Here is a 23,114-nt window from a genome sequence, read left to right as displayed (position 1 = left end):
TCTCGGCTTAGGGGCCCTCGTGGATCCCGTCTCCTCCTCCTCCTGGGGCGGGAGGTGTGGGGGGAACCAAGGGGAGGGGAACCTCGAGGGGGTGCGCGGCGCCCCCGCCCGCCACCACCGCGACCCAGGGCATCGTCGTGCCCTCCAGCTTGAGCTGGAAGAAGTCCTGGAGCCACGGCACCACGAGGACGATCAGGAAGGCCGCGCCCATCGCGCCGACCAGGGCCACCCGCCACCACGTGTACGGGCGGGCGATGATCACCAGGACCCACATCGAGGTCAGGAAGAGCGTGAGCGTCGCCGCGCTGCTCTCGGCCTCCAGGGCGCCCGGGCCGGTGTAGTGGTGGCGGGCGATCAGGTAGCTGATGAAGGTGGCCGTCGCCGCGATCACGCCGCCGGGGATCGCGTAGCGCATCACCCGTTTCACGAAGTGCGGCTTCGCGCGCTCCTTGTTCGGGGCCAGGGCCAGGAAGAAGGCCGGGATGCCGATGGTGAGCGTGGACAGCAGCGTCAGGTGGCGGGGCAGGAAGGGGTACTCGACCTGCGAGCAGACCACCAGGATCGCGAGGAGGACCGAGTAGACCGTCTTGGTGAGGAAGAGGGTCGCGACCCGGGTGATGTTGCCGATGACGCGGCGGCCTTCGGCGACCACCGAGGGGAGGGTCGCGAAGCTGTTGTTGAGGAGGACGATCTGCGCGACGGCGCGGGTGGCCTCCGAGCCCGAGCCCATCGCGACGCCGATGTCCGCGTCCTTGAGGGCGAGCACGTCGTTGACGCCGTCGCCCGTCATGGCGACGGTGTGGCCCTTGGACTGGAGGGCTCCGACCATGTCCCGCTTCTGCTGCGGGCTCACGCGCCCGAAGACGGAGTTCTCGTCGAGGACCCGCGCCATGTCGGCCCGTTCGCTCGGGAGCTTGCGGGCGTCCACGGTGTTCTCCGCGCCCGGCAGCCCCAGCTTGCCGGCGACCGCACCGACGGAGACCGCGTTGTCGCCGGAGATGACCTTCGCCTTGACGTTCTGGTCGTCGAAGTAACGCAGGGTGTCGGCCGCGTCGGGCCGCAGCCGCTGCTCCAGGACGACCAGGGCGGTCGGCCTGACCCCCGTGGCGACGTCCTCGTCGTCGAGCTCGCGGCCGGAGCGCGCCAGCAGCAGGACCCGTAGGCCCTGCTCGTTGAGCTCGTTGATCTCGTCGAGGGCCGGGTCCCCTGCGGGAAGCAGGACGTCGGGGGCGCCGAGCAGCCAGGTGTTGTTCTCGCCGTCGCCCTCGCTGAAACTGGCGCCGCTGTACTTGCGGGCGGAGGAGAAGGGCAGGGACTCGGTGCAGCGCCACTCCGCGCTGTCAGGGTAGGCGTCGATGATCGCCTGGAGGCTGGCGTTGGGCCGCGGGTCGGACTCGCCGAGCGCGCCGAGCACCTTCTTGACGTACGCCGCCTCCGCGCCGCCGAGCGGGCGCAGCTCGGTGACGTCCATGCCGCCCTCGGTGAGGGTGCCGGTCTTGTCGAGGCAGACCACGTCGACCCGGGCGAGGCCCTCGATGGCGGGCAGCTCCTGTACGAGGCACTGCTTGCGGCCGAGCCGGATCACGCCGATGGCGAAGGCCACGGAGGTGAGGAGGACGAGTCCTTCGGGGATCATCGGGACGATGCCGCCGACGGTCCGGGCGATGGAGTCCTTGAAGTTGTTCTCCTTGACGATCAGCTGGCTGATGATCAGGCCGATGGAGGTCGGGATCATCATCCAGGTGACGTACTTGAGGATCGTGGAGATGCCGGAGCGCAGCTCGGAGTGGACGAGCGTGAAGCGGGAGGCCTCTTCGGCGAGCTGGGCGGCGTAGGCCTCGCGGCCGACCTTGGTGGCGGTGAACGCGCCGCCGCCGGCGACGACGAACGAGCCGGACATGACCGGGTCGCCGGACTTCTTGAGGACGGGGTCGGCCTCGCCGGTGAGGAGGGACTCGTCGATCTCCAGCCCCTCGGCCTCGCCGACGGCCCCGTCGACGACGACCTTGTCGCCGGGGCCGAGCTCGATGACGTCGCCGAGGACGATCTCGGAGGTGGAGATCTCCGCGGTCCGGCCGTCGCGGCGCACGCTCGGTTTCGCCTCGCCGATGACGGCGAGGCCGTCGAGGGTCTTCTTGGCGCGCAGTTCCTGGATGATGCCGATGCCGGTGTTCGCGATGATCACGAAGCCGAAGAGGCTGTCCTGGATCGGCGCGACGAAGAGCATGATCACCCAGAGCACGCCGATGATCGCGTTGAAGCGGGTGAAGACGTTGGCGCGGACGATCTCGGTGGTGGAGCGGCTGCTGCGGACGGGGACGTCGTTGACATCGCCGCGCGCGACGCGCTCGGCGACCTCGGCGGTCGTCAGGCCGCCGGGCCTGAACCGGGGCGCGGGTGGCCGCACGGGGTGAACCGGATCGAGCTCCGCCCCCGCGTCGATGGCGGCGCCGGCTCGCTCCGGCCCGTCCTGATCGATCTTCGCCCGCTGCGTCATGTCTTCGACGTTAAGCGGGGTTCGAACGCTTCACCCGCCGAGCGGCGGGAAGATCCGACCTCGGGATGACCCGAATCGTCCGTTGGTAGGGGGGCGGTCCGATGCCGGTTGGCTGCGCCGCTCGGGCCGGGGCCGGTTGTGCCGGGGTCGGGCCGGGTGGCTGCGCCGCTCGGGCGGGTTGCGGTGGGGGCCGGTTGTGCCGGGGTCGGGCGCGCGCCGGGGTGTCTCCTCGGGCGCCGAACGTGGCGAGAGGTCGGAGAGCGGAGCCTTGTTGTGTTCGGCGCCCTGCGGGGATCACCCCGACACACACCCGACCCCGACCCAACCGGCCCGGCTGCTACCCCAGACCCTGCGGCCCCTCGGCACCATCCAGCTCGCCGCACCAAATTCAGCCTCGGCCGCACAATCCAGCCCCGCCGGCGTTTGAGGAGCGGGGTCCGGGGCGGAGCCCCGATCTTTGAGCCGCACCCTTCGGCCTCGCCGCACCAAATTCAGCCTCGCCGGCGGCGGCGGCGCGGGGTGCGGGGCGGAGCCCCGGGAGGGGGCGGGCTAGGGGTGCGGGCCCGGGTTCGGCTCGGGTGGGGCCGACTGTTCCGCCGCGTGACGCTTGAGCGCAGCGTCCCGGCCGCGGACGTACCAGATGCCGATCAGGCCGAGGAAGCCGCCGGCCGCGCAGGTCCAGACCCACCACAGCTGGCCGCGGTCGGCGAACCACCCGTAGAAGGGGAGCTGGACGAGGAAGAGGGCGAACCACAGGATCGTGCCGCCTGTGACGGTCGCGACGACGGGGCCCTCAAGGGGCTCGGGCGCCTCATGCTTCGCAGTCCATTTCGCCATGCGGCAAGTCTAGGCACGCGGATCCGCGGTCTACGCGCGGAGATGGACGCCCCTTCGTTCATGCGTTCATACTGAAACGGTTTGGGCGTGGCCCATTTTCTTCGTATGAACCACCCAATGAGGACCGTATGAGCACCCCCACGGCCACGGCCCCGGACCCTTCCCTCCAGGGACCTTCCGGAGGAATCGACCGCTACTTCAAGATCTCCGAGCGCGGTTCGACCGTCGCCCGCGAGGTCCGCGGCGGCTTCGCCACCTTCTTCGCGATGGCGTACATCATCGTGCTCAACCCGATCATCCTGGGTAGCGCGAAGGACATGTACGGGCACCAGCTCGACAACGGTCAGCTCGTGACGGCCACCGCCCTGACGGCGGCCTTCACCACCCTCCTCATGGGTGTCATCGGCAACGTCCCGATCGCGCTCGCCGCCGGCCTCGGCGTGAACACGGTCGTCGCCCTCCAGCTCGCCCCGCGCATGAGCTGGCCCGACGCCATGGGCATGGTGGTGCTCGCCGGCTTCGTGGTGATGCTGCTGGTCGCCACCGGTCTGCGCGAGCGGGTCATGAACGCCGTACCGCTGGGCCTGCGCAAGGGCATCGCCATCGGCATCGGCCTGTTCATCATGCTGATCGGCCTGGTCGACTCGGGCTTCGTCTCCCGCATCCCGGACGCCGCCCACACCACGGTCCCGCTCCAGCTCGGCGGCACCGGTCACCTGGACGGCTGGCCGGTCCTGATCTTCGCGATCGGCGTGCTGTTCACCCTCGCCCTGCTGATCCGCAAGACGCCGGGCGCGATCCTGATCTCCATCGTGGCCATGACCCTCGTCGCGGTCGTCGTCCAGCTGATCGCCAAGGTCCCCGACACGGGCTGGGGCCTCACCGTGCCCGAGTGGCCGGGCAACCCGGTGGCCGCGCCCGACTTCGGGCTGGTCGGCCAGGTCAGCCTGTTCGGCGGCTTCGGGAAGGTCGGGATGCTGACCGGCATCCTCTTCGTCTTCACCGTGCTGCTGTCCTGCTTCTTCGACGCCATGGGCACGATCCTGGGCGTCGGCGACGAGGCCAAGCTGATCGACAAGGAGACCGGCGAGTTCCCCGGCATCAACAAGGTCCTGCTGATCGACGGCCTGGCCGTCGCCTCGGGCGGCGCCACCTCCTCCTCGGCCACCACCTGCTTCGTGGAGTCGACGGCCGGGGTCGGCGAGGGAGCCCGTACGGGTCTGGCGAACGTCGTGACGGGCGCCCTCTTCGCCGTGGCGCTGTTCCTCACCCCGCTCGCCACGATGGTCCCGTCCCAGGCCGCCACCCCCGCCCTGGTGGCGGTCGGCTTCCTGATCCTGGCGGGCTCGATCAAGGACATCGACTGGAGCGACTTCACCATCGCCGTGCCGGCGTTCCTGGCCATGGTGATGATGCCCTTCACCTACTCGATCACCAACGGCATCGGCATCGGCTTCATCAGCTTCTGCGCCCTGCGCGCGGCGACCGGCCGGGGCCGCGAGGTCCCGGTGGCCATGTACGTCGTGGCGGCGGTGTTCGTCTTCTACTACGCGATGCCGGCCCTCGGCCTCACGTAGGCCCCGCCCGGGCTCACGTCAGCCCGTAGAACTTCTCTGTCTCGTCGACGGCGGCCTTGAAGCGTTCGTCGAAGTCATCGCGGATGAGCGTCCGGACCACATAGTCCTGGACGCTCATTCCGCGTTTGGCGGCGTGAATCCGGAGCCTGTCGAGGAGCTCCCCGTCTATGCGCATGCTCAGCACATGTGTCCCCATGTCGAAAGAGTCGGGGCAGAGGGTGTGGACGCGTGTCACTTTCGGCCGCCGGCTCACCCGTACGAGTGACCCCGTGCATGACCGCAAAAAGTGGTTTTCTTTAGAGAGAGTAATGAGTTACTCTAAATACATGCCTGACCTCTCCCATGGCGACGATGCTGCCGCCGTGAACGATCTCCGCTCCGCCGTCATGCGGCTGGGGCGGCGCCTGAAGCACCAGCGCGTCGACGAGTCGCTGAGCCCCACCGAGATGTCGGTGCTCGGCACCCTCGCCCGCTGTGGCCAGGCCACACCCGGCGAGCTGGCGCGGCGGGAGCACGTCCAGCCGCCGTCGATGACGCGCATCGTCGCGTTGCTGGAAGCCAAGGGACTGGTCACGCTGGAACCGCACCCCGACGACCGCCGCCAAAAGGTGGTCCGCCAGACGGAGGAGGCCGAAGCGATGCTCGAAGAGAGCCGCCGCAAGCGCAACGCCTTCCTGGCCGGGCTCGCGGCCGAGCTGACCGAGGACGAATGGGCCAAGCTGCGCGAGGCCGCACCCGTCCTGGAGAAGCTCGCGCACCTGTAGGAACGACGCCAGGAGGCGAACGCTTTTGAGTACGGGAACCGGAGCAGACTCCGCACCCGGCCACATATCCACCCCTACCAAGGCCCCTGCGGGCCCCGCGGGCAAGAACTCGATGTTCAGCTCGCTGAGGATCCGGAACTACCGGCTCTTCGCGACCGGACAGGTCGTCTCGAACACGGGCACCTGGATGCAGCGCATCGCCCAGGACTGGCTGGTCCTCTCCCTGACCGGCTCCGCCTCCGCCGTCGGCATCACCATCGCCCTGCAGTTCCTGCCGATGCTGATGTTCGGCCTCTACGGAGGCGTCCTCGCCGACCGCCTGCCCAAGCGACCCCTGCTCCTCGCCACCCAGAGCGCGATGGGCCTGACCGGCATCGCACTCGCCGTCCTCACCCTGGCGGGACACGTCCAGGTCTGGCACGTCTACCTCGCGGCCTTCGTACTCGGCCTCGTCACCGTCGTCGACAACCCGGCGCGGCAGACGTTCGTACCCGAGATGGTCGGCAAGGACCAGGTCGCCAACGCCGTCAGCCTGAACTCGGCCAACTTCCAGTCCGCGCGGCTGGTCGGCCCGGCGATCGCCGGTGTGCTGATCACCGCCGTCGGCTCCGGCTGGGCCTTCCTGCTGAACGGCCTGTCGTTCGCCGCGCCCATCGCCGGCCTGCTGATGATGCGGACGAAGGAACTGCACCCGGTCGAACCCCGCCCCCGCGCCAAGGGACAGCTGCGCGAAGGCCTGCACTACGTCGCCGGCCGGCCCGAGCTGATCTGGCCGATCGTGCTCGTCGGCTTCATCGGCACCTTCGGGTTCAACTTCCCGATCTGGCTGTCGGCGTTCGTCAGCGACGTCTTCCACGGGGACGCGGGCACCTACGGGCTCTTCAACACCCTGATCGCGGCCGGCTCCCTGGCGGGCGCCCTGCTCGCGGCCCGGCGCGGCCACTCCCGCCTGCGGCTGCTGGTGGCCGCGGCCGTGCTGTTCTCGGTCCTGCTCCTCGTGACGTCCTTCGCGCCCGGCTTCTGGCTGTTCGCGGCGCTGCTCGTGCCGATCGGGGTCTTCGGCCTGACGGTCAACGTCACGGCGAACTCCAGCGTGCAGATGGCGACCGACCCCGAGATGCGGGGGCGGGTCATGGCCCTGTTCATGATGGTCTTCACCGGCGGCACCCCGCTGGGCGCTCCGCTGCTGGGCTGGATCACGGACACGTACGGCGCGCGGATCGGCATGGCGGCGGGCGGTGTGATCTCGCTGGCCGCGTCCGTCGCGATCGCGGTGGTCCTGGCCCGCGTCGGAAACCTCCGCGTCCAGGTCAGCCGCCGTGGCGTGACCTTCGTCCCGGCCGTCTCGCGCCGCCGCGAACTGGTGACGGTCGCCTGACCCTGCCGGGGCTCAGAGATCGGGGCTCCGCCCCGGACCCCGCGCCTCAAACGCCGGCGGGGCTGGATTTGCCCGGAGGCGATCTTTCAGCCCGTCCGGCGTTTGAGACCGGGGGTCCGGGGGCCGGCCCCCGGCAGCGGTGCTGCAGCCGTACGCTCGGCGCATGAGACTGTTCGCAGCCGTCCTGCCGCCCGCAGGGGCAGTCAGTGAGCTCGCCGCCGCCGTGGACGGAGTCCGCGACGACCGGCTGACGTGGACCGCGCGAGCGGGGTGGCACTTCACGCTCGCCTTCATGGGCGAGGTGCGCGACGACGTGCTCCCCGACCTCCACGCCCGCCTCGACCGCGCGGCCCACCGCACCGCCCCCTTCCCGCTGCGCCTGCACGGCTGCGGGCACTTCGGGGACCGTGCGCTGTGGGTCGGCGCGGCCGGGGAGCTGCCCGCCCTGCGGATGCTCGCGGAGCGGGCCGACGCCGCCGCCCGGCGGGCCGGGGTGCCGATGGAGCAGCACCGCCGGTACACCCCGCACCTCACCCTGGCCCGCAGCCACAGACACGGCCAGAGCCAAGGCGCCGCCACGCCCCTGGGCCCGTACCTGGACGCCCTCGCGGACTTCGAGGGCACACCCTGGCAGGTCGACACGCTCAGCCTCGTCCGCAGCAACCTCCCCGTCAGCGGCGTTCCGGGTGAGCAGCCCCGCTACGAGACGGTCGGGTCCTGGCTCCTGCGCGGTTGAGCCGTACCGCGTACGGGATCACCCGCGGCCCGCGTTAGGCTCGACGGGTGGATCCCAAGACCAGAAACCGCGTGATGGCCGGTGTGCTCGTACTGATGTTCGTCGTCGTGGCCGTGGCGGCTGCCGTAGGGCAGTAGCTACCAGGCAAAGGCCTCCGGCGACGCTCCGGGGCCGGGGAAGATCTCGTCCAGGCCCGCCAGGACCTCGTCCGGGAGCTCCAGCTCCACCGCCCGCAGCGCCGAGTCGAGCTGCTCCTGCGTGCGCGGCCCGACGATCGGCCCGGTGACCCCGGGACGCGTCAGCAGCCATGCCAGCCCGACCTCGCCCGGCTCCAGGCCGTGCTTGTCCAGCAGGTCCTCGTACGCCTGCACCTGCGCGCGTACGGAGCTGTTGGCGAGCGCGTCCGCCGACCGGCCGGAGGCGCGGCGGCCGCCCTGCACCTCCTTCTTGATGACCCCGCCCAGCAGTCCGCCGTGGAGCGGGGACCAGGGGATGACCCCGAGCCCGTACGCCTCGGCCGCCGGGATGACCTCCATCTCGGCGCGCCGCTCGGCGAGGTTGTAGAGGCACTGCTCGCTGACCAGCCCGAGCCGTCCGATGCGCGCCGCGGCCTCGTTGGCCTGGGCGATCTTCCAGCCGGGGAAGTTCGAGGAGCCCGCGTAGAGGATCTTGCCCTGCTGGATCAGGACCTCGACGGCCTGCCAGATCTCCTCGAAGGGGGTCCGCCGGTCCACGTGGTGGAACTGATAGACGTCGATGTAGTCCGTCTGGAGCCGCTTGAGGCTGGCGTCGACGGCCCGCCGGATGTTCAGCGCCGACAGACGGTCGTAGTTGGGCCAGGTCTCGCCCTCGGGCGCCATGCTGCCGTAGACCTTGGTGGCGAGCACCGTCTTCTCGCGGCGCCGGCCGCCCTGGGCGAACCAGGTGCCGAGGATCTCCTCGGTGCGGCCCTTGTTCTCGCCCCAGCCGTAGACGTTGGCGGTGTCGAAGAAGTTGATCCCCGCGTCGAGGGCGGAGTCCATGATCGAGTGGCTTTCGGGCTCACTGGTCTGGGGGCCGAAGTTCATGGTGCCGAGTACAAGTCGGCTGACCTTGAGGCCGGTACGTCCGAGCTGTGTGTACTTCATGGGGCACTAGCCAACTGCTTGGAGTGCGCTCGAAGCAAGACCCTCTCGTGAAAGGGGTGTTACAGCGTGTCGTTCCGCACCCGGTCGGCCCCGTACGGGCCGCCGACCCCCCACGCCTGGTGCAGGACGGCCGCGAACTCCCCCGCCAGCCGGTGCTCGCCGGAGGCGTTGGGATGGGTGCCGTCGTAGGTGTCGTGGCGGATGTCGTACGCCTGCGGGCGCGCGGCCAGCAGGACCGGCGAGGCGGCGGTCGTCAGATCGGCCACCGCCTTCGCGAGGAGCTCGTTGAAACGGGCGACCTCGGCCGCGAACGGCGCGTCCTCCTCGGCCCGGCTGTTCGGGATGACGGGCAGCAGCACCATGCGGACGCCGGGGCGGGCGGCGCGGGCCCCGGCTATGAAGCGGCGGACGTTGGCGGCGGTCTGCTCGGCGTCGGTGTAGAAGCCGAGGTCGATCAGGCCGAGGGAGACGAGCAGGACATCGGCCCGGGCGGCGCCGGCGGCGGGACCGATGAGGGGGGCCATGTGCTGCCAGCCCTCGCCCCAGCCGGCCAGGTGGCGGCGGGCGTGCGCGGGGAACTCCGGGTCGGCGTACGCGTCGGAGCCCTCGTACAGCTCACTGCGCGGGCCGACGATCCGGTAGGGGCCGCCGAGGGTCGAGTCGAGGTGCTGCCACATGCGGTAGCGCCAGGTGAAATCGCCGGCGCGTCCGATGGTCATGGAGTCGCCGACGAACATGAAACGCATCCGGTCATCATCGCGGATCGCGCGACAGAAACCTCTGTGACGCCGGACACGGGGCACGTACTGGCAGGCTGGGGCCATGCGCATGCCTCTGCCGTCCGCCGCCGCCGGCACCGCCGTTGCCACCGCCGTCGCCTCCGCGGCCCTCGCCGCCGCCCTCGCCGTGCTGCCCGGCGCGGCCTTCGCGGCGGAAGCCCCCGGATCCTCCTCGTTCACCATCTCCGATCCGCGGATCAAGGAGTCCAGCGGGCTCGCGGCCAGCCGGATCCACCCGGGCGTGTACTGGACGCACAACGACAGCGACGACGGCCCGTACCTCTACGCGGTGGACTCCGCCACGGGCCGGACGGTGGCCCGCGTGACCCTGACCGGGATCGGCAAGCCGCGGGACGTCGAGGCGATCTCGCTGGGGCCGGACGGGCAGCTCTACGTCGGCGACATCGGCGACAACCGCAACGGCACCTGGGACCACGTGTGGATCTACCGCTTCCCGGAGCCGAAGCAACTGGGTGACGTCACGGTCAAGGCCACGCAGTTCACGGTGCGGTACGCCGACGGGGCGCGCAACGCGGAGGCGCTGATGGTGCATCCGGTGACGGGGCGGGTCTACATCGCGAGCAAGGACGAGAGCAAGGGCGGACTGTACGAGGGTCCCGCGGAGCTTTCGGCGGACGGGTCGAACGTGTTCCGGCGGGTCGCCGACGTGCCGTGGGTGACGGACGGGGCGTTCTCCCCCGACGGGAACCGGCTGACCCTGCGGGGCTACTTCTGGGCGCGCACGTACCCGTGGAAGGACGGCAGGCCGGAGGGCGAGGGCGAGCGGGTGGACGCGCCGTGGCAGGGGCAGGCGGAGTCGGTGACGTACGCGCCGGACGGCTCGACGCTGATGTTCGGCGCGGAGGGGGAGGGCAGCCGCGTCATCGCCGTCCCGGCGGGCGCGGCCCCGTCCACGGGCACCTCGGCCGCGCCGAAGCCGGGCTCCCCGTCCGAGGCCGCGCAGTCTCCGGAGCCGACGGGGAGCTTCGGCAAGGGAGCCGTGGTCCTGGCGGTCGGCCTGGCGGTCGTCTTCGCCGCCAAACGCCTCCTGCGCCGCCGCCGCGATTGAAGCCTCGCCGGCGTTTGAGGCGCGGGGGTGCGGGGGCGGCGCCCCCGCGAACGGCGCCGCACCCGACCATGCGCGGGGTTACTCCTCCCGGATGGGAACGCGGCCGTTTACCGCGGGACCGGCGGAGCCACCGGCCGAGCCGCCCGCGGGGGCCTGGCCCATCGAGGCCAGGAGTTGGCGGGCCACGCCCAGGCCCGTGCCGCCCATCGTCAGGGCCTTGGCGAACATCTCCGACATGCCCTCGGCCCCGTTCAGCAGGACCATGTGCTCCACGTTCCCGAAGGCGCCCGCGCCCGCCTCCACGATCGCCGGCCAGTTCTCGGCCAGCTGCTGCGCGACGACCGCCTCCTGGTTCTCCGCCAGCGCGGCGGCCCGCGCCTTGATCGCTTCCGCTTCGGCCAGACCGCGCGCCTTCGCCGACTCGGCCTCCGCGAGGCCCCGCGCCTGCGTCGCCGCCGCCTCGGCCTCACCCGTCGCCCGCGTCGCCTTCGCCGACGCCAGACCGCGCGCCTCCGTGGCCGTCGCGTCCGCGGTCGCCGCCGTCGTCACCCGCGTGGCCTCCGCGGCCGCCGCGAGCTCCGTCTCCTGCGCCTTCGCCTGCGCCGCCGAGATCCGCGCGTCGCGCTCGGCCTCCGCCCGGGTCCGCGTCTCGTACGCCGCCGCGTCCGCGGGCTTGCGTACGTCCGCCTGCAGCTGCTGCTCGCGCCGGTGCGCCTCCAGCTCCGCGACGCGGGTCTCCTGGACGACGACCTCCTGCCGTGCGGCCGCCTCGGACAGCGGGCCCGCCTGACGGGCCGTCGCCGCCGCCTTGTCGCGTTCGGCCTGGTAGCCGGCCTGCAGGATCTCGCTGTCGCGCGTCGCCTCGGCCATCCGGGCGAAGGCGGCCTGCTCGGCCTCCGTGGCCAGCCGGTTCGCCTCGGCCTGGGCGATCCGCGCGTCCCGCTGCACGGCGGCCGCGTGCGGCATCGCCAGGTTCTTGATGTAGCCGGTCGGGTCCTCGATCTCGTGGATCTGGAGCGAGTCGACGATCAGGCCGAGCTTCTCCATCTCGGTGCCGCAGGCCATCCGGGTCTGGCCCGTCAGCTTCTCGCGGTCCCGGATCATGTCCTCGACCGTCAACCCGCCCACGATGGAACGCAGATGGCCGGCGAAGACGATGTGCACCCGCTCGGGCATCATCTTCTGCTGGTCCAGGAAGCGGCGGGCCGCGTTGGCGATCGACACCAGGTCGTCGCCGACCTTGAAGATGACCACGCCCTTGACGCGGAGCGGGATGCCCTGGTGGGTGACGCAGTCCACGGACAGCTGCGTCTCGTTGAGGTCCAGGGACAGTTTGCGCACCGCCTGCACCCCCGGCAGGACGAGCGTTCCGCGCCCGGTGACGATCCGGAACCCCATGCCCTGACCGACGCCCTCGGTCTTGTGCGTGGAACCGGAGATGACCAGTGCCTCGTTGGGCTCGGCCACCCGCCACATGAGCTTGAACAGGCCTATCGCGGCCACGATTGCGGCGAGAACGATTCCCGCCACGACGCCGATAGCCATCGGCAACGCCCCCTTTGTTCCAGTGCCGTTCGGCACCGATGAGGGCGAGTCTGCGCCTGCCGCGACCCGGCGTGAAGACGGGGGCGCGTTCTTGTACCCATCTTGATACGCACAGGTCGCACGCCGATCGGGGGGCGCGTCAGTTGTCGTAGGCCGCCATCACGTACACCGTGCGCGGCGGCTGGTACTCGACCACCGTGACGACGGTGCCGACGGCCAGCCGGCCGGTGCCGTGGACCGGGTGGGCGAGGAAGTGCTCCGCCCCGCCCCGGATCCGTACGATCACCTCGCCCACGAGGCCCGGCCCGACCGTCCCGGTCACCCGGCCGGTCATTCCCACCATGTCCGTGTACGCGCCCGTGTCCCCCATGGGGCGAGGGTACGCCGCCGGCCCGCGCGGCGACCCGCCCGCGGCGGTGCGCCCTTACGAGTGGCCGAGGTCCGCTGCCGGGAGGTCGGAGACCGGGACGGAGCCGGTGTCCTCGGACGCGACCGGCCGCAGGGTGAACTCGTCCGAGGCCATCGAGTCGAGCACCGGCGGAGCGGGCCGCAGCGGCGTCGGCATGACCGCGGCCTCCGAGTGGCCGCCGCAGCCGTAGGACAGCGACACCAGGCGGCCGTCGGCCGGGCTGAACTCGTTCGCGCAGACACCGAAGGCCTGGCCGAGCGAGCCGCCGATCGCGACGAGGAAGCCGCAGGAGACACAGGACGCGGGCGCGGCCTGCGCCATCGGGGTCTTGGCGCCGAAGCCCTCGTCCCAGCGGTCGGCCGCGCTGTGCAGCCCGTACCGCGACAGCACGCGCGCCCGGCGCATGCCCAGTTCCTCGGCGACCGACGTGATGGAGCCCCGTACGGGGACCACCGCGCGGTCGGTGACGTCGGCGTCCTCGGCCTCGACCAGTTCGGCCATTTCGGTGGAGACCACCGAGTTCGGCGGCGGGGCGTCCTCGCCCGACCAGCCCGGCTCCAGGCGCAGGTCCTCGGCATCGGTGGGCAGCAGATCACCGGGGCCCATGTCGCCGGGGCGCAGCCGCTCGCTCCACGGCACCCACTCGGGAGCCAGCAGGGCGTCGTCGCCGGGCAGCAGCACCGTTTCGTCGAGCGTGACGTTCTTCGCGCGGGAGGCGCGGGTCACGGTGACGGCCCAGCGCCAGCCCCGGTAGCCCGGTTCCTTGGACTCGAAGAAGTGGGTGACGACACGGTCGCCCTCCGCCACGGCGGAGACGTGCGCGCCCACCACTCCGGGGAAGGCGGCCTCCTCGGCCGCCGCGCGGGCGAGTTCTACCGCCTCGACGCACAGGCGGTCGGGGGTACGCGGGGTACGGCTTCGCGTCGTCGCAGCACTCACTGGTCTCGTTCTCTCCTACGCCGTCTCACGTGTGCGCCGTCCGTACTGTCGTCCACAACGACCCGTCGGTGCTGTCCGTACGTGGCGCGGGCGGAGCGGACCAGAGGGCCGCGTCGACGTCCGCACCCGATCGGACTCCGGGCGCACCTCACACGATCCATTCTGCGGGATCACGAAGAGGCGCGCGGCCAGGAGCAACCGCCGGTGGCGCGCTACGCACGCTACCTCCTCTCAAGCCTCGGGCACACATGCAAGGTCCGATTCGCGGACAAGCCACCGGCTCCGCGACGCGCCGGGAGGCGCCCACGAGGGCCGGGTGGGGCACTATGTCGAGTGTGGCACCCGCACGGTCGTCCGACGACGGCTCGGGACCGGCCAAGCGGGCCGGCCGGGCTGTCGGGCGTGCCCTGCACCTTCCGTTCACGGGTACGGCGCGGGGGATCCGGCGCGCCACGCACGCGCACGGGGCGGGCGAATCGGGCCTCGGCAAGCTGATCGAGCTGCACGCCATCAACGGCGCCGGCGACATGATGATCACGGTGGCGCTGGCCTCGACGGTGTTCTTCTCCGTACCCACGGACGAGGCGCGCGGCCGGGTGGCCCTGTACCTGGCGATCACGATGGCCCCCTTCATCGTGCTGGCCCCCGTGATCGGGCCGCTCCTGGACCGGCTGCCGCACGGCCGCCGGGCGTCGATGGCGACCGCGATGCTGGCCCGGGCGCTGTTGGCGCTGATCATGTCGGGCGCCGTGGAGACCGGGGGGATCCAGCTGTATCCGGCGGCACTGGGCGTGCTGGTCGCGTCCAAGTCGTACGGGGTCGTGCGCAGCGCCGTGGTGCCGAGACTGCTGCCGCCGAAATTCTCACTCGTCAAGGCGAACTCGCGGGTCACCCTGGCCGGGCTGCTGGCCACGGGCGTGGCGGCGCCGGTGGGCGCCGGACTGAACACGATCGGGCCGCAGTGGCCGCTGTACGGGGCCTGCGCCGTCTTCGTGTGGGGGGCGTTCGCGGCGTTCACGCTGCCCCACCGGGTGGACGAGGCGAAGGGCGAGCGCCGGGCGCGGCTGTCCACGCACGAGGCGCACTCGAAACGGCCGGGGCTGCGGACGGTCAGCCGCTCGGTGCTGTGCGGGCTGCTGGCGAACGCCTCGATGCGCGCGCTGTCCGGGTTCCTGATCTTCTTCCTGGCGTTCCTGCTGCGCGAGCATCCGCTGGCGGGGCAGAGCGCGGCGGTGTCGCTGGGCATCGTGGGCGTCTCGGCGGGCGTGGGCAACGCCTGCGGCACGGCGGTCGGCGCGTGGCTGCGGGCCCGCGCGCCGGAGGCCATCATCGCGTCGGTCCTGTGCCTGACGCTCGGCGTCGCGGTGCTGGCGGCGATCTTCTTCAGCGGGCTGTTCATGGCCGTGCTGGGCGCGACGGCGGGCTTCTGCCAGGCGCTGGCGAAGCTCTCGCTGGACGCGATGATCCAGCGGGACGTGCCGGAGGCGGTGCGCACGTCGGCGTTCGCCCGTTCGGAGACGCTGCTCCAAGTGGCGTGGGTGCTGGGCGGCGCGATCGGCATCGCCCTGCCGCTGAACGGCGTACTCGGCATGTCCGTCGCCGCGGCGATCGTCGCCCTCGGCACGACGACGGCCCTCCGCGGTGTCGCCGCGGCGCCCCGCCACCACAGCGCCTCCCGGCCGCGGGTCGCCTGACACAAAATGCAGCCCCGCCGGCGTTTGAGGCGCGGGGGTCCGGGGGCAGCGCCCCCGGCAACGGCGCCGCGGCCGGACAATGCGCCGCGCCGCAGGCCACGGGTACCCCATGCAGCGGCGCAGCCCAGGGGCCCGATAGCCTTCGGCTCATGACCGCACCGCTTTTCTCGGGTAGGGCCCGCCGCAGCGTCGCGGCCCTCGGAGCCGTGTCCGCCGGCCTCCTCCTCCTCTCCGCCTGCGGGGAGGAAAAGCCGACACCGCTGGCGACCGTGACGGTCGGCACCTCGTCGGTGTCCACCGAAGCCTCCTGCCACGGCGGCAAGGAGCCGCTCTCCATGGACGAGGTCCAGGAGTGCCTGACCAACCTCAAGGACCCCAAGACCATCGAGTACGCCCGCGGCGAGACCCTGCGCCTCGGGGTCGAGCCGGAGGTCGTCGAGGACGGCAAGCGCTGGTCGGCGGTGCTCGACGGCCAGCCGATCACCGAGCCCTCCTCGAACACGTACCGCAGCTTCCCGGGCGCCGACGTCTTCGCGACCGGCGGCCAGGGCGAGGCCCCCGCCTCGAAGAAGCTGGCGTTCCTGCAGATCGGCGAGGACGGCAAGCCGCTGGCCGTCTGGTCCTTCAACCTCAAGCTCAAGTAACCGGGCGGCACCGGTGCGCGCGCTCGTCGTGACCGCGGTGGTGGCGGAGGCCGACTCCGTCGCCACCGGTCTGACCCCTCATCCGGACTCTCCCGGTCCTGAGCCGCGCACCCTGCCTGGCGGGTACCTCATCACCCGCCGGGACCTTCCGGGCATCGCCTTCGACGTGCTCGTCGGGGGCGTCGGGCCGGCGGCGGCCGCCGCAGCTGCCGCCACCGCCCTGGCCCTCGCCGACTACGAGCTCGTCGTCTCCGCCGGCATCGGCGGCGGGTTCGAGCCCGCCGCCCCGCTCGGCTCCCTGGTGGTCGCGGACGCGATCGTCGCCGCCGACCTGGGCGCCGAGACCCCGGAGGGTTTTGTCGACGTGAGCGCGCTGGGCTTCGGGCACAGCGTGCACCTGCCGCCCACCGAGCTCGCCGCGCGCGCCGCCGAGGCGACCGGGGCGCTGCTCGCGCCCGTGCTGACCGTCTCCACCGTCACCGGGACCGCCGCCCGGGCCGCCGAGCTCGCCGCCCGGCACCCGATGGCCGGGGCCGAGGCGATGGAGGGTTTCGGGGTCGCGGAGGCGGCGGCCGCGCACGGGCTGCCCGTACTGGAGATCCGCGCCGTGTCCAACGCCGTGGGCCCGCGCGACCGTGCCGCCTGGCGGATCGGGGACGCGCTCGAAGCGCTGACCGCCGGCTTCCGCGTACTGGGTCCCGTACTCGCGAACTGGGGAGAACGCCATGAGCACCGGTGAACCGCTGAAGATCGCCTACTCGCCCTGCCCGAACGACACGTTCGTCTTCGACGCCTGGGCGCACGGCCGGGTCCCGGGCGCGCCCGCCCTCGACGTCACCTTCGCGGACATCGACCTCACCAACGGCATGGCCGAGCGCGGCGAGCTGGACGTGCTGAAGGTGTCGTACGCCGTGCTGCCCTGGGTGCTGGAGGAGTACGCGCTGCTGCCGTGCGGCGGTGCGCTCGGGCGCGGCTGCGGCCCGTTGGTCCTGTCCCGGGAGCCGGGCCTGGACCTGGCGGGGAAGACGGTCGCGGTGCCGAGCGAACGCTCCACCGCCTACCTGCTGTTCCGGCTGTGGGCGGCGGACGTCCTGCCCGAGGGCGTCGGCAAGGTGGTCGTGCTGCCGTTCCACGAGATCATGCCGGCGGTGCGCGACGGCCGGGTGGACGCCGGACTGGTCATCCACGAGGCCCGGTTCACCTATCAGGACTACGGGCTGCACTGTCTGGCCGACATGGGCGAGCACTGGGAGTCCACGACCGGTCTGCCGATCCCGCTCGGCGCGATCATCGCGAAGCGCACGCTGGGTGCGCGGCGGCTGCGCGAGCTGGCCGAGTCGGCCCGTGCGTCGGTCCGGATGGCCTGGGGCGACCCGGAGGCCTCACGCCCGTACGTGCGCGCGCACGCGCAGGAGCTGGACCCGGCCGTCGCCGACCAGCACATCGGGCTGTACGTCAACGAGTTCACCGCCGACCTCGGCGATTCGGGCTACGCGGCGGTGCGCGGGCTGCTGACCCGGGCGGCCGCGGAGGGACTCGTACCGGCCATCGCGCCCGATGCCCTGACCTTCCCGTAGGGGCCCCTGCGTACGACCGCGCCCCGCCGCTCTCCCGAGGGGCGGGGCGCAGGTGTGCGTACGGGGATCAGACGTCCAGCTGGTCGGCGACCGCGCGCAGCAGTCCGGCGATCTTCGTGCCGTGCACCTTGTCGGGGTAGCGGCCGCGCTCCAGCATCGGGGTGATGTTCTCCAGCAGGGTCGTGAGGTCCTGCACGATCGAGGCGAGCTCGTCGGGCTTGCGGCGCTGCGCCGCCGCGACGGACGGCGCCGGGTCCAGTACCGTCACCGAAAGTGCCTGGTCACCGCGCTGTCCCGCGACGACACCGAATTCGACGCGCTGGCCGGGCTTGAGGGCATCGACCCCGGCAGGGAGCACCGACGAGTGGACGAAGACGTCTCCGCCGTCGTCGCGGGAGAGAAAGCCGAAGCCCTTCTCACTGTTGAACCACTTGACCTTGCCGGTAGGCACGTCCGTCCTCTGTCCTTGTGCTCGTCGGGGTCCGGAGGCCGCGGAACGGCTCCGGACAACAGCGCAGCGGGCCATGAGTGACCCGCCACCTCAAGGCTAATGGTCGGGGGCCGGGTGACAAGACGTTCCCCGGTCCTTCACCGTCGGCTGCCTTCGGCCAGGGAACTACCCTGGTGGGGTGACTGTTACTCCTCATAGCGACGAAGCGCGGCCCGGCGACGGGCTGGTCAAGGCCGGCGGCATCGTGTTCATCGCCGGGGCCCTGGCCACGCTGGCGACGATGGCACCGCTGTTCCTCGACGTCGATCCGTTCCCGCCGTACGCGTGGGCGGTGTGCATGCTCATGGGCGTCGGCTTCGCCATCTCCGCGGCGGGCGTGCTCCGCTCGGCCGCGGCGCAGCGCAGGGCGGCCCGGGCCTCGCAGGCGTAACGGCGCTCAGACGGGCTGCGCGGCGACGTACCGTGCGAGCCAGTCCGGGAGCGCGGTGAGGTCGGGCAGCACCACGTCCGCGCCCGCCGCGCGCAGTTCGGGCTCCGGGCACGGGCCGGTCGGCACCGCCACGGACAGCGCGCCGGCCGTACGGGCGCCGCGTACGTCTCCGACGTGGTCGCCGACGTAGACCTGGGCGCCGTACTCGCGCAGTGCGCCGGCCTTGGCCTCCGCCCAGAGCCAGCCGATGACCGCGTCCGGCTCGATGCCGAGGTGCGCCAGGTGCAGCCGGGCGTTGGGCTCGTGCTTGGCCGTGACGACGATCGCGCGGCCGCCGAGCGCCTGGACGGCCTCGATCGCCTCGCGGGCGCCCGGCATCGCCGGGGTCGGCTCGATGGCGTACGTGGGGTAGATCTCGCGGTAGCGGTCGGCCATGGCCGGGATCTCGGCCTCCGGGAACCAGTACGCGAGCTCCTCGTCCAGCGGCGGGCCCAGGCGCGTGACCGCCTCGTCGGCGTCGATGAACGTACCCGTCTCGGCCGACAGGGCCCGATAGGCGGCCCGGATGCCCGGACGGGAGTCGATGAGGGTCATGTCGAGGTCGAAGCCGACGGTGAGGTTCATACGGGCCATTGTGCCGAGGCAGGGTGACAGGAGGCCGACACCGGGCCTACAAGGGGGGAACGCACCCGTAGGGTCGCCTTACCCATTTCGTGAAATAGGTGACATGTCTGCGCCCGCCCGCGCCCGCCGGCCGAGGTGAACAGGCACAGAAGATCCTCCCGGCAGGCGAGGAGGAGTCCGGCCCCGCAATCCAGCCCCGCCCGGGGGCACCTCCCGGCGGTAGCCGGGGGAGTTCGAGGCGCGGGGGCTCGGGGGCGGAGCCCCCGCAACGACGCCGCACCTCACGGCCCGTGTCCCTAGCGCCGGCGGGCCCGCCACACCAGGTAGACCACGGAGGCGACGGCGGCGCCCCGCAACAGCCACGGCCACATGCCCTGCACGGCCCCGCTCAGCTGCTCGTCGGCCAGCGTCTCACCCCACTTGCCGTTCATCCGGCCCCACAGCCACACCCCCGCCCCCGCGAGGACCACGCCGGGCGGCCCGAAGACGGCCCACTTCCGCTCGGCCGGCCGCAGCACGCGCGAGGCGTACGGCAGGAGCCAGCCGATGATCAGCAGCAGCCAGTACCCGGTGGCCACGCCGACGACGAGGATGGCCGCGGCCAGCAGCAGGTACGCGTTCGGGCGCGGCCGGGCCGCAGCCGCGGCCGTCTCCTCCGGCTGCGCGGCGGCGGCCTCCTTCCTGGCCCGCCGCCGCTCGCGCAGGAACCGTACGAGGCCGCGCGCACCCGAGGGCGGGGGCCCGGGCGGATCCTGCGCCTCCTTCCCGGCCCGCTCCTTCCCGGCCCCCTCCTGCTCCTCCTCGAACAGGTCCGGCATCTCGATGCCGCCCGCGAAGCCGTCGACCTGCGGGCCCGATCCGTACGCGGCGGGGGACATCCGCCACCACTCGGGCTCGGCCCCGCCGGACGGGCCCAGCTCGTCGAGCCCGGCCAGGTGCGGCGGCACGTTGCGGGGCTCCGCCGCCGGCCGCGGCGCGGGCGTGCCCGGGCGGCGGAGGCGGCCGGGGGCCCGCTGGACCGGTACCGACGCGCCCGGCCAGGAAGCCGCGCCGGACCCCGGGGCGGGGGCCGCGGAGCCCGGCCGGGAGCCGTGGGTGTCCAGGACCTCCTCCGGCGTGCCGATCCGTTCCAGGATGCGGCGCACGGCCGCCGGGGTCTCCGGTTCGTACTTGGCGCGCCGACGGTCGATCTCGTCCCGCAGCCCCGCCACCAGGCGCATCCGGTCGCCGGAGGAAAGCTGCCGCTGCTGGGCCAAGTCCCCGACGCGGCTCAGATATTCGTAGACCAGATGGTCGCTCTCGATCCCCATGCCCCGGCTCCTCCCGTACCGCCCTCCCGAAAGGTAGCGCGTGCGCCCGTGGAGCCGTCGCGGGCACAGCGGATACCGTTGGCCGGATGGGGACCGGCCGACTGACCGGCCGACGCGACCAGGAGGCGACTGTGCCCGAGGCAAGCACTGCCGGGGGATCCGGCGGAAGCGGAGCCCCGCGCTCCCTCGCCGAGGCGCTGCGCGCCCGCGACGACGCGGCGCTCTCCACGCTGCTGCACGCCCGCCCGGACCTGCTCGGTCCGGTGCCCGGCGACGTGACGCAGCTGGCCACCCGCGCCGGGACCCGGGCCTCGGTGGTGCGGGCGCTGGAGCGCCTGGACCGCTTCACGCTGCAGACGGCCGAGGCGCTCGCCGTGGCCCCGGACCCGTGCCCGTACCCGGTGCTGGAGTCGCTGCTGACCGGCGAGGAGGGCACCACCGGTGAGGACAACGGCGCCCGCGCCGCGCTCCCCCGCGCCCTGGGCACCCTGCGCGACCAGGCCCTGGTGTGGGGCGACGACGACCGGCTGCGCCTGGTGCGCACCGCCCGCGAGCTGCTCGCGCCCTCCGCCCAGCGGCCCTCCCCGACCGGTCTCGGGCCGACGGTCGCCGAGGCCACCGCCGGCATGTCACCGACCCGGATCCAGGAGATCGTGGCGGCGGCCGGGCTGCCCGCCACGCACGATCCGGTGTCCGCGGTCTCGGCGCTGACCGGGCTGTTCACCGACCCGGAGCGGATGTCCGCGCTGCTGGACGAGGCGCCGGCGGAGGCGCACCAGGTACTGGGGCGGCTCGTGTGGGGGCCGCCGTACGGGGAGGTGACCCCGCATCCGACCGCGCCGGTGCGCTGGCTGCGCGACCGTGGGCTGCTGCTGCCCGCGACGGCGCGGACCGTCGTACTGCCCCGCGAGGTGGCGCTCCACCTGCGCGGCGGCCTCGCGCACCGGGACACCGCGCCGGTGGCCCCGCCGGTGGCCGCGCACCGCGAGCACCGTCCACAGCTTGTGGACGCGAACGCCGCCGGGCAGGCGCTGGCCGCGCTGTCCACCGTCGAGGAGCTGGTGAAGTCCTGGGAGCACGCCGCTCCGCTGGTGCTGCGGGCGGGCGGGCTCGCGGTACGGGACCTGAAGCGGGCCGCGGCCACCCTGGACACGAGCGAGCCGTCGGCGGCGTTCTGGATCGAACTCGCCTACGCGGCCGGGCTGCTGGCCAGTGACGGGGAGGCGGACGAGCGGTACGCACCCACGCCCGCCTTCGACGACTGGTGCGAACTGCCGCCCGCGGAACGGTGGTCGGCGCTGGTGGAAGCCTGGCTGCCGGCCACCCGCACGCCCGGTCTGGTCGGCGAGCAGGACGCCAAGGGGCGCACGCTGTCGACGCTCGGACCCGACCTCGACCGCTCCGCCGCCCCCGAGGTGCGCCGGCGCGTCCTGGAACTCCTCGCCGCCCTGCCCGAGGGCGGGTCCCCCGACACGCAGGCCGTACTGGACCGGCTCGCGTGGGAGCGTCCCGTACGCGGTACGAGCGATCTGCGCACCCGCCTCGCACGCTGGGCGCTGACCGAGGCCGAGGTCCTCGGCGTGACCGGCCGGGGCGCCCTGTCCGGGCCCGGCCGGGCCCTGCTCGCGCACGAGGACCCGGCGCCGCTGCTGGCCCCGCTCCTGCCCGAGCCGGTGGACCACGTCCTCCTCCAGGCCGACCTGACGGCGGTGGCCCCCGGCCCGCTGCGCCGGCCGCTCGGGGACACCCTGGCGGTGCTGGCGGACGTGGAGTCCAAGGGCGGGGCGACGGTGTACCGCTTCACGCCCGGCTCGGTGCGCCGGGCCCTGGACGCCGGGCACGCCGCCGCCGACCTGCACGCCTTCCTCAAGGAACACAGCCGCACCCCGGTCCCGCAGCCCCTCGCCTACCTCATCGACGACGTGGCCCGCCGCCACGGCCACCTGCGGGTCGGCGCGGCCTCCTCCTACGTCCGCTGCGACGACGACGCGATGCTGGGCGAGATCCTGGCCGACAAGCGCTCGGCCGGGCTGGGTCTGCGCCGCCTGGCCCCCACGGTCCTGGCCGCACAGGCCGAACCGACCGTGCTGCTGGAGGGATTGCGGGCGATGGGGTACGCGCCGGCCGCGGAGTCCCTGACCGGCGACGTGCTGGTGGCGCGGGCCGACGCCCACCGCGCACCGGCCCGCTCGGCGCCCGTACCGGTGCCGGACGGTCCGCCGGTCCCGGACGCGACGCTGCTGGCGGCGGCCGTACGGGCGATCCGCGCGGGCGACCTGGCGGCGACGGCGGTCCGCAAGGAGCCCGCGCCGTCCACCGGCGCACCGGGCGAACTCCCGCGCACCAGCGCGGCGGAAACCCTGGCGACCGTCCAGGCGGCGGCCCTGACCGGCTCGGCGGTGTGGATCGGCTACGTGAACGCGGACGGCGCCGCCAGCCAACGCGTCATCGCCCCGGTCCGCGTCGAAGGCGGCTTCGTCACGGGCTACGACCACACGGCCGACGAGGTCCGCACCTACGCCCTCCACCGCATCACGGGCGTAGCCGAACTGGCGGAGGACCAGGTCTAGCCGTTCCAGCTCGCGGGCGGCCAATCCGGCCCGGGCCACATCCGGCCCCGCCGGCGTTTGAGGCGCGGGGTCCGGGGCGGAGCCCCGATCTCTGAGCCGCACCACTCCAGCCCCGCCGGCGTTTGAGGCGCGGGGTCCGGGGCGGAGCTCCCGGCAA

The 23,114-nt window shown here is 72.8% G+C and carries 22 protein-coding genes; 11 read left to right on the top strand and 11 right to left on the bottom strand.

All coding sequences use genetic code 11. The annotated features are described in order from the left end of the window. Nucleotides 1-7: 7 nt before the first annotated feature. The gene (locus ACZ4VT_RS20900) at nt 8-2,497 is read right to left on the bottom strand and encodes a cation-translocating P-type ATPase (RefSeq protein WP_467951569.1); all 2,490 of its coding nucleotides are present in this window, start codon (nt 2,495-2,497) and stop codon (nt 8-10) included. A 549-nt stretch (nt 2,498-3,046) separates the two neighbouring features. Next, nucleotides 3,047-3,334, bottom strand: a complete 288-nt coding sequence (locus tag ACZ4VT_RS20895; protein ID WP_467951567.1) for a DUF2530 domain-containing protein — start codon at nt 3,332-3,334, stop codon at nt 3,047-3,049. A 128-nt stretch (nt 3,335-3,462) separates the two neighbouring features. Between ACZ4VT_RS20895 and ACZ4VT_RS20890 the strand changes: the two genes are divergently transcribed. Next, nucleotides 3,463-4,911 carry an NCS2 family permease gene (locus tag ACZ4VT_RS20890; protein WP_467951565.1) on the top strand — a complete coding sequence of 483 codons (1,449 nt, stop codon included), beginning with the start codon at nt 3,463-3,465 and terminating at the stop codon, nt 4,909-4,911. Between the two features lie 13 nt (nt 4,912-4,924). Here ACZ4VT_RS20890 and ACZ4VT_RS20885 read toward each other — a convergent pair whose 3' ends face one another. Then, nucleotides 4,925-5,107 carry a hypothetical protein gene (locus tag ACZ4VT_RS20885; protein WP_030010567.1) on the bottom strand — a complete coding sequence of 61 codons (183 nt, stop codon included), beginning with the start codon at nt 5,105-5,107 and terminating at the stop codon, nt 4,925-4,927. Nucleotides 5,108-5,237: 130 nt separating this feature from the next. Here ACZ4VT_RS20885 and ACZ4VT_RS20880 point away from each other — a divergent pair, with 130 nt between their 5' ends. The 3 genes from ACZ4VT_RS20880 (at nt 5,238) to thpR (ending at nt 7,789) form a co-directional block, all read left to right on the top strand. Then, nucleotides 5,238-5,675 (top strand): MarR family winged helix-turn-helix transcriptional regulator, encoded by a 438-nt coding sequence (locus ACZ4VT_RS20880; protein WP_319728456.1) that lies wholly within the window; start codon nt 5,238-5,240, stop codon nt 5,673-5,675. A gap of 25 nt (nt 5,676-5,700) precedes the next feature. Beyond that, nucleotides 5,701-7,053 carry an MFS transporter gene (locus ACZ4VT_RS20875; protein WP_467951563.1) on the top strand — a complete coding sequence of 451 codons (1,353 nt, stop codon included), beginning with the start codon at nt 5,701-5,703 and terminating at the stop codon, nt 7,051-7,053. Nucleotides 7,054-7,216: 163 nt separating this feature from the next. Next, the gene (thpR, locus tag ACZ4VT_RS20870; RefSeq protein WP_467951562.1) at nt 7,217-7,789 is read left to right on the top strand and encodes an RNA 2',3'-cyclic phosphodiesterase; all 573 of its coding nucleotides are present in this window, start codon (nt 7,217-7,219) and stop codon (nt 7,787-7,789) included. A gap of 137 nt (nt 7,790-7,926) precedes the next feature. On the opposite strand, the gene ACZ4VT_RS20865 is transcribed toward thpR, so the two are convergent. Next, complete coding sequence (locus ACZ4VT_RS20865; RefSeq protein ID WP_467951561.1) at nt 7,927-8,916, bottom strand: aldo/keto reductase; 990 nt, start codon at nt 8,914-8,916, stop codon at nt 7,927-7,929. A gap of 59 nt (nt 8,917-8,975) precedes the next feature. Next, nucleotides 8,976-9,662 (bottom strand): GDSL-type esterase/lipase family protein, encoded by a 687-nt coding sequence (locus ACZ4VT_RS20860; protein ID WP_467951559.1) that lies wholly within the window; start codon nt 9,660-9,662, stop codon nt 8,976-8,978. A gap of 76 nt (nt 9,663-9,738) precedes the next feature. Between ACZ4VT_RS20860 and ACZ4VT_RS20855 the strand changes: the two genes are divergently transcribed. Continuing rightward, nucleotides 9,739-10,764 carry a TolB-like translocation protein gene (locus ACZ4VT_RS20855; RefSeq protein WP_467951557.1) on the top strand — a complete coding sequence of 342 codons (1,026 nt, stop codon included), beginning with the start codon at nt 9,739-9,741 and terminating at the stop codon, nt 10,762-10,764. A gap of 78 nt (nt 10,765-10,842) precedes the next feature. Here ACZ4VT_RS20855 and ACZ4VT_RS20850 read toward each other — a convergent pair whose 3' ends face one another. From ACZ4VT_RS20850 to ACZ4VT_RS20840, 3 genes are all read right to left on the bottom strand, one after another. Then, on the bottom strand, nt 10,843-12,309 hold the full coding sequence (locus ACZ4VT_RS20850; protein WP_467951556.1) for a flotillin family protein: 1,467 nt from the start codon (nt 12,307-12,309) through the stop codon (nt 10,843-10,845). Nucleotides 12,310-12,448: 139 nt separating this feature from the next. Continuing rightward, on the bottom strand, nt 12,449-12,652 hold the full coding sequence (locus tag ACZ4VT_RS20845; protein WP_037805440.1) for a hypothetical protein: 204 nt from the start codon (nt 12,650-12,652) through the stop codon (nt 12,449-12,451). Nucleotides 12,653-12,733: 81 nt separating this feature from the next. Next, nucleotides 12,734-13,657, bottom strand: coding sequence for a DUF3027 domain-containing protein (locus ACZ4VT_RS20840; protein ID WP_030706682.1), 924 nt, complete (start codon nt 13,655-13,657; stop codon nt 12,734-12,736). A 326-nt stretch (nt 13,658-13,983) separates the two neighbouring features. On the opposite strand from ACZ4VT_RS20840, the gene ACZ4VT_RS20835 reads away from it, so the two are divergent. The 4 genes from ACZ4VT_RS20835 (at nt 13,984) to ACZ4VT_RS20820 (ending at nt 17,572) form a co-directional block, all read left to right on the top strand. Continuing rightward, a complete protein-coding gene (locus ACZ4VT_RS20835) occupies nt 13,984-15,351 on the top strand; it encodes an MFS transporter (protein WP_467951554.1) in 1,368 nt (455 codons plus the stop codon). 149 nt (nt 15,352-15,500) lie between these two features. Continuing rightward, a complete protein-coding gene (locus ACZ4VT_RS20830; protein ID WP_467951553.1) occupies nt 15,501-15,995 on the top strand; it encodes a DUF2771 domain-containing protein in 495 nt (164 codons plus the stop codon). 13 nt (nt 15,996-16,008) lie between these two features. Continuing rightward, the gene (locus ACZ4VT_RS20825; RefSeq protein ID WP_467951552.1) at nt 16,009-16,734 is read left to right on the top strand and encodes a futalosine hydrolase; all 726 of its coding nucleotides are present in this window, start codon (nt 16,009-16,011) and stop codon (nt 16,732-16,734) included. Beyond that, nucleotides 16,721-17,572 (top strand): 1,4-dihydroxy-6-naphthoate synthase, encoded by an 852-nt coding sequence (locus ACZ4VT_RS20820; RefSeq protein ID WP_467951551.1) that lies wholly within the window; start codon nt 16,721-16,723, stop codon nt 17,570-17,572. Before ACZ4VT_RS20825 ends, ACZ4VT_RS20820 begins: the two co-directional genes overlap by 14 nt. Nucleotides 17,573-17,639: 67 nt before the next feature. Here the strand turns inward: ACZ4VT_RS20820 and ACZ4VT_RS20815 are convergent, their stop codons facing one another. Further along, nucleotides 17,640-18,023 (bottom strand): cold-shock protein, encoded by a 384-nt coding sequence (locus ACZ4VT_RS20815; protein WP_030012939.1) that lies wholly within the window; start codon nt 18,021-18,023, stop codon nt 17,640-17,642. Between the two features lie 178 nt (nt 18,024-18,201). Here ACZ4VT_RS20815 and ACZ4VT_RS20810 point away from each other — a divergent pair, with 178 nt between their 5' ends. Further along, nucleotides 18,202-18,453 carry a hypothetical protein gene (locus ACZ4VT_RS20810; RefSeq protein WP_467951550.1) on the top strand — a complete coding sequence of 84 codons (252 nt, stop codon included), beginning with the start codon at nt 18,202-18,204 and terminating at the stop codon, nt 18,451-18,453. A 6-nt stretch (nt 18,454-18,459) separates the two neighbouring features. On the opposite strand, the gene ACZ4VT_RS20805 is transcribed toward ACZ4VT_RS20810, so the two are convergent. Together ACZ4VT_RS20805 and ACZ4VT_RS20800 are read right to left on the bottom strand one after the other, a co-directional pair. Continuing rightward, entirely contained in the window at nt 18,460-19,086 is a 627-nt protein-coding gene (locus ACZ4VT_RS20805; protein WP_467951549.1) for an HAD family hydrolase, read from the bottom strand. Nucleotides 19,087-19,373: 287 nt separating this feature from the next. Beyond that, entirely contained in the window at nt 19,374-20,387 is a 1,014-nt protein-coding gene (locus ACZ4VT_RS20800; RefSeq protein WP_467951547.1) for a hypothetical protein, read from the bottom strand. An 86-nt stretch (nt 20,388-20,473) separates the two neighbouring features. Here ACZ4VT_RS20800 and ACZ4VT_RS20795 point away from each other — a divergent pair, with 86 nt between their 5' ends. After that, a complete protein-coding gene (locus ACZ4VT_RS20795; protein WP_467951546.1) occupies nt 20,474-22,957 on the top strand; it encodes a helicase-associated domain-containing protein in 2,484 nt (827 codons plus the stop codon). The last annotated feature ends 157 nt before the right edge of the window (nt 22,958-23,114 follow it).

The sequence above is a fragment of the Streptomyces sp. NPDC029164 genome, assembly GCF_055563995.1.
Note: the sequence above shows the minus strand (reverse complement) of the source record. Positions and strands in the feature narration are given on the sequence as shown.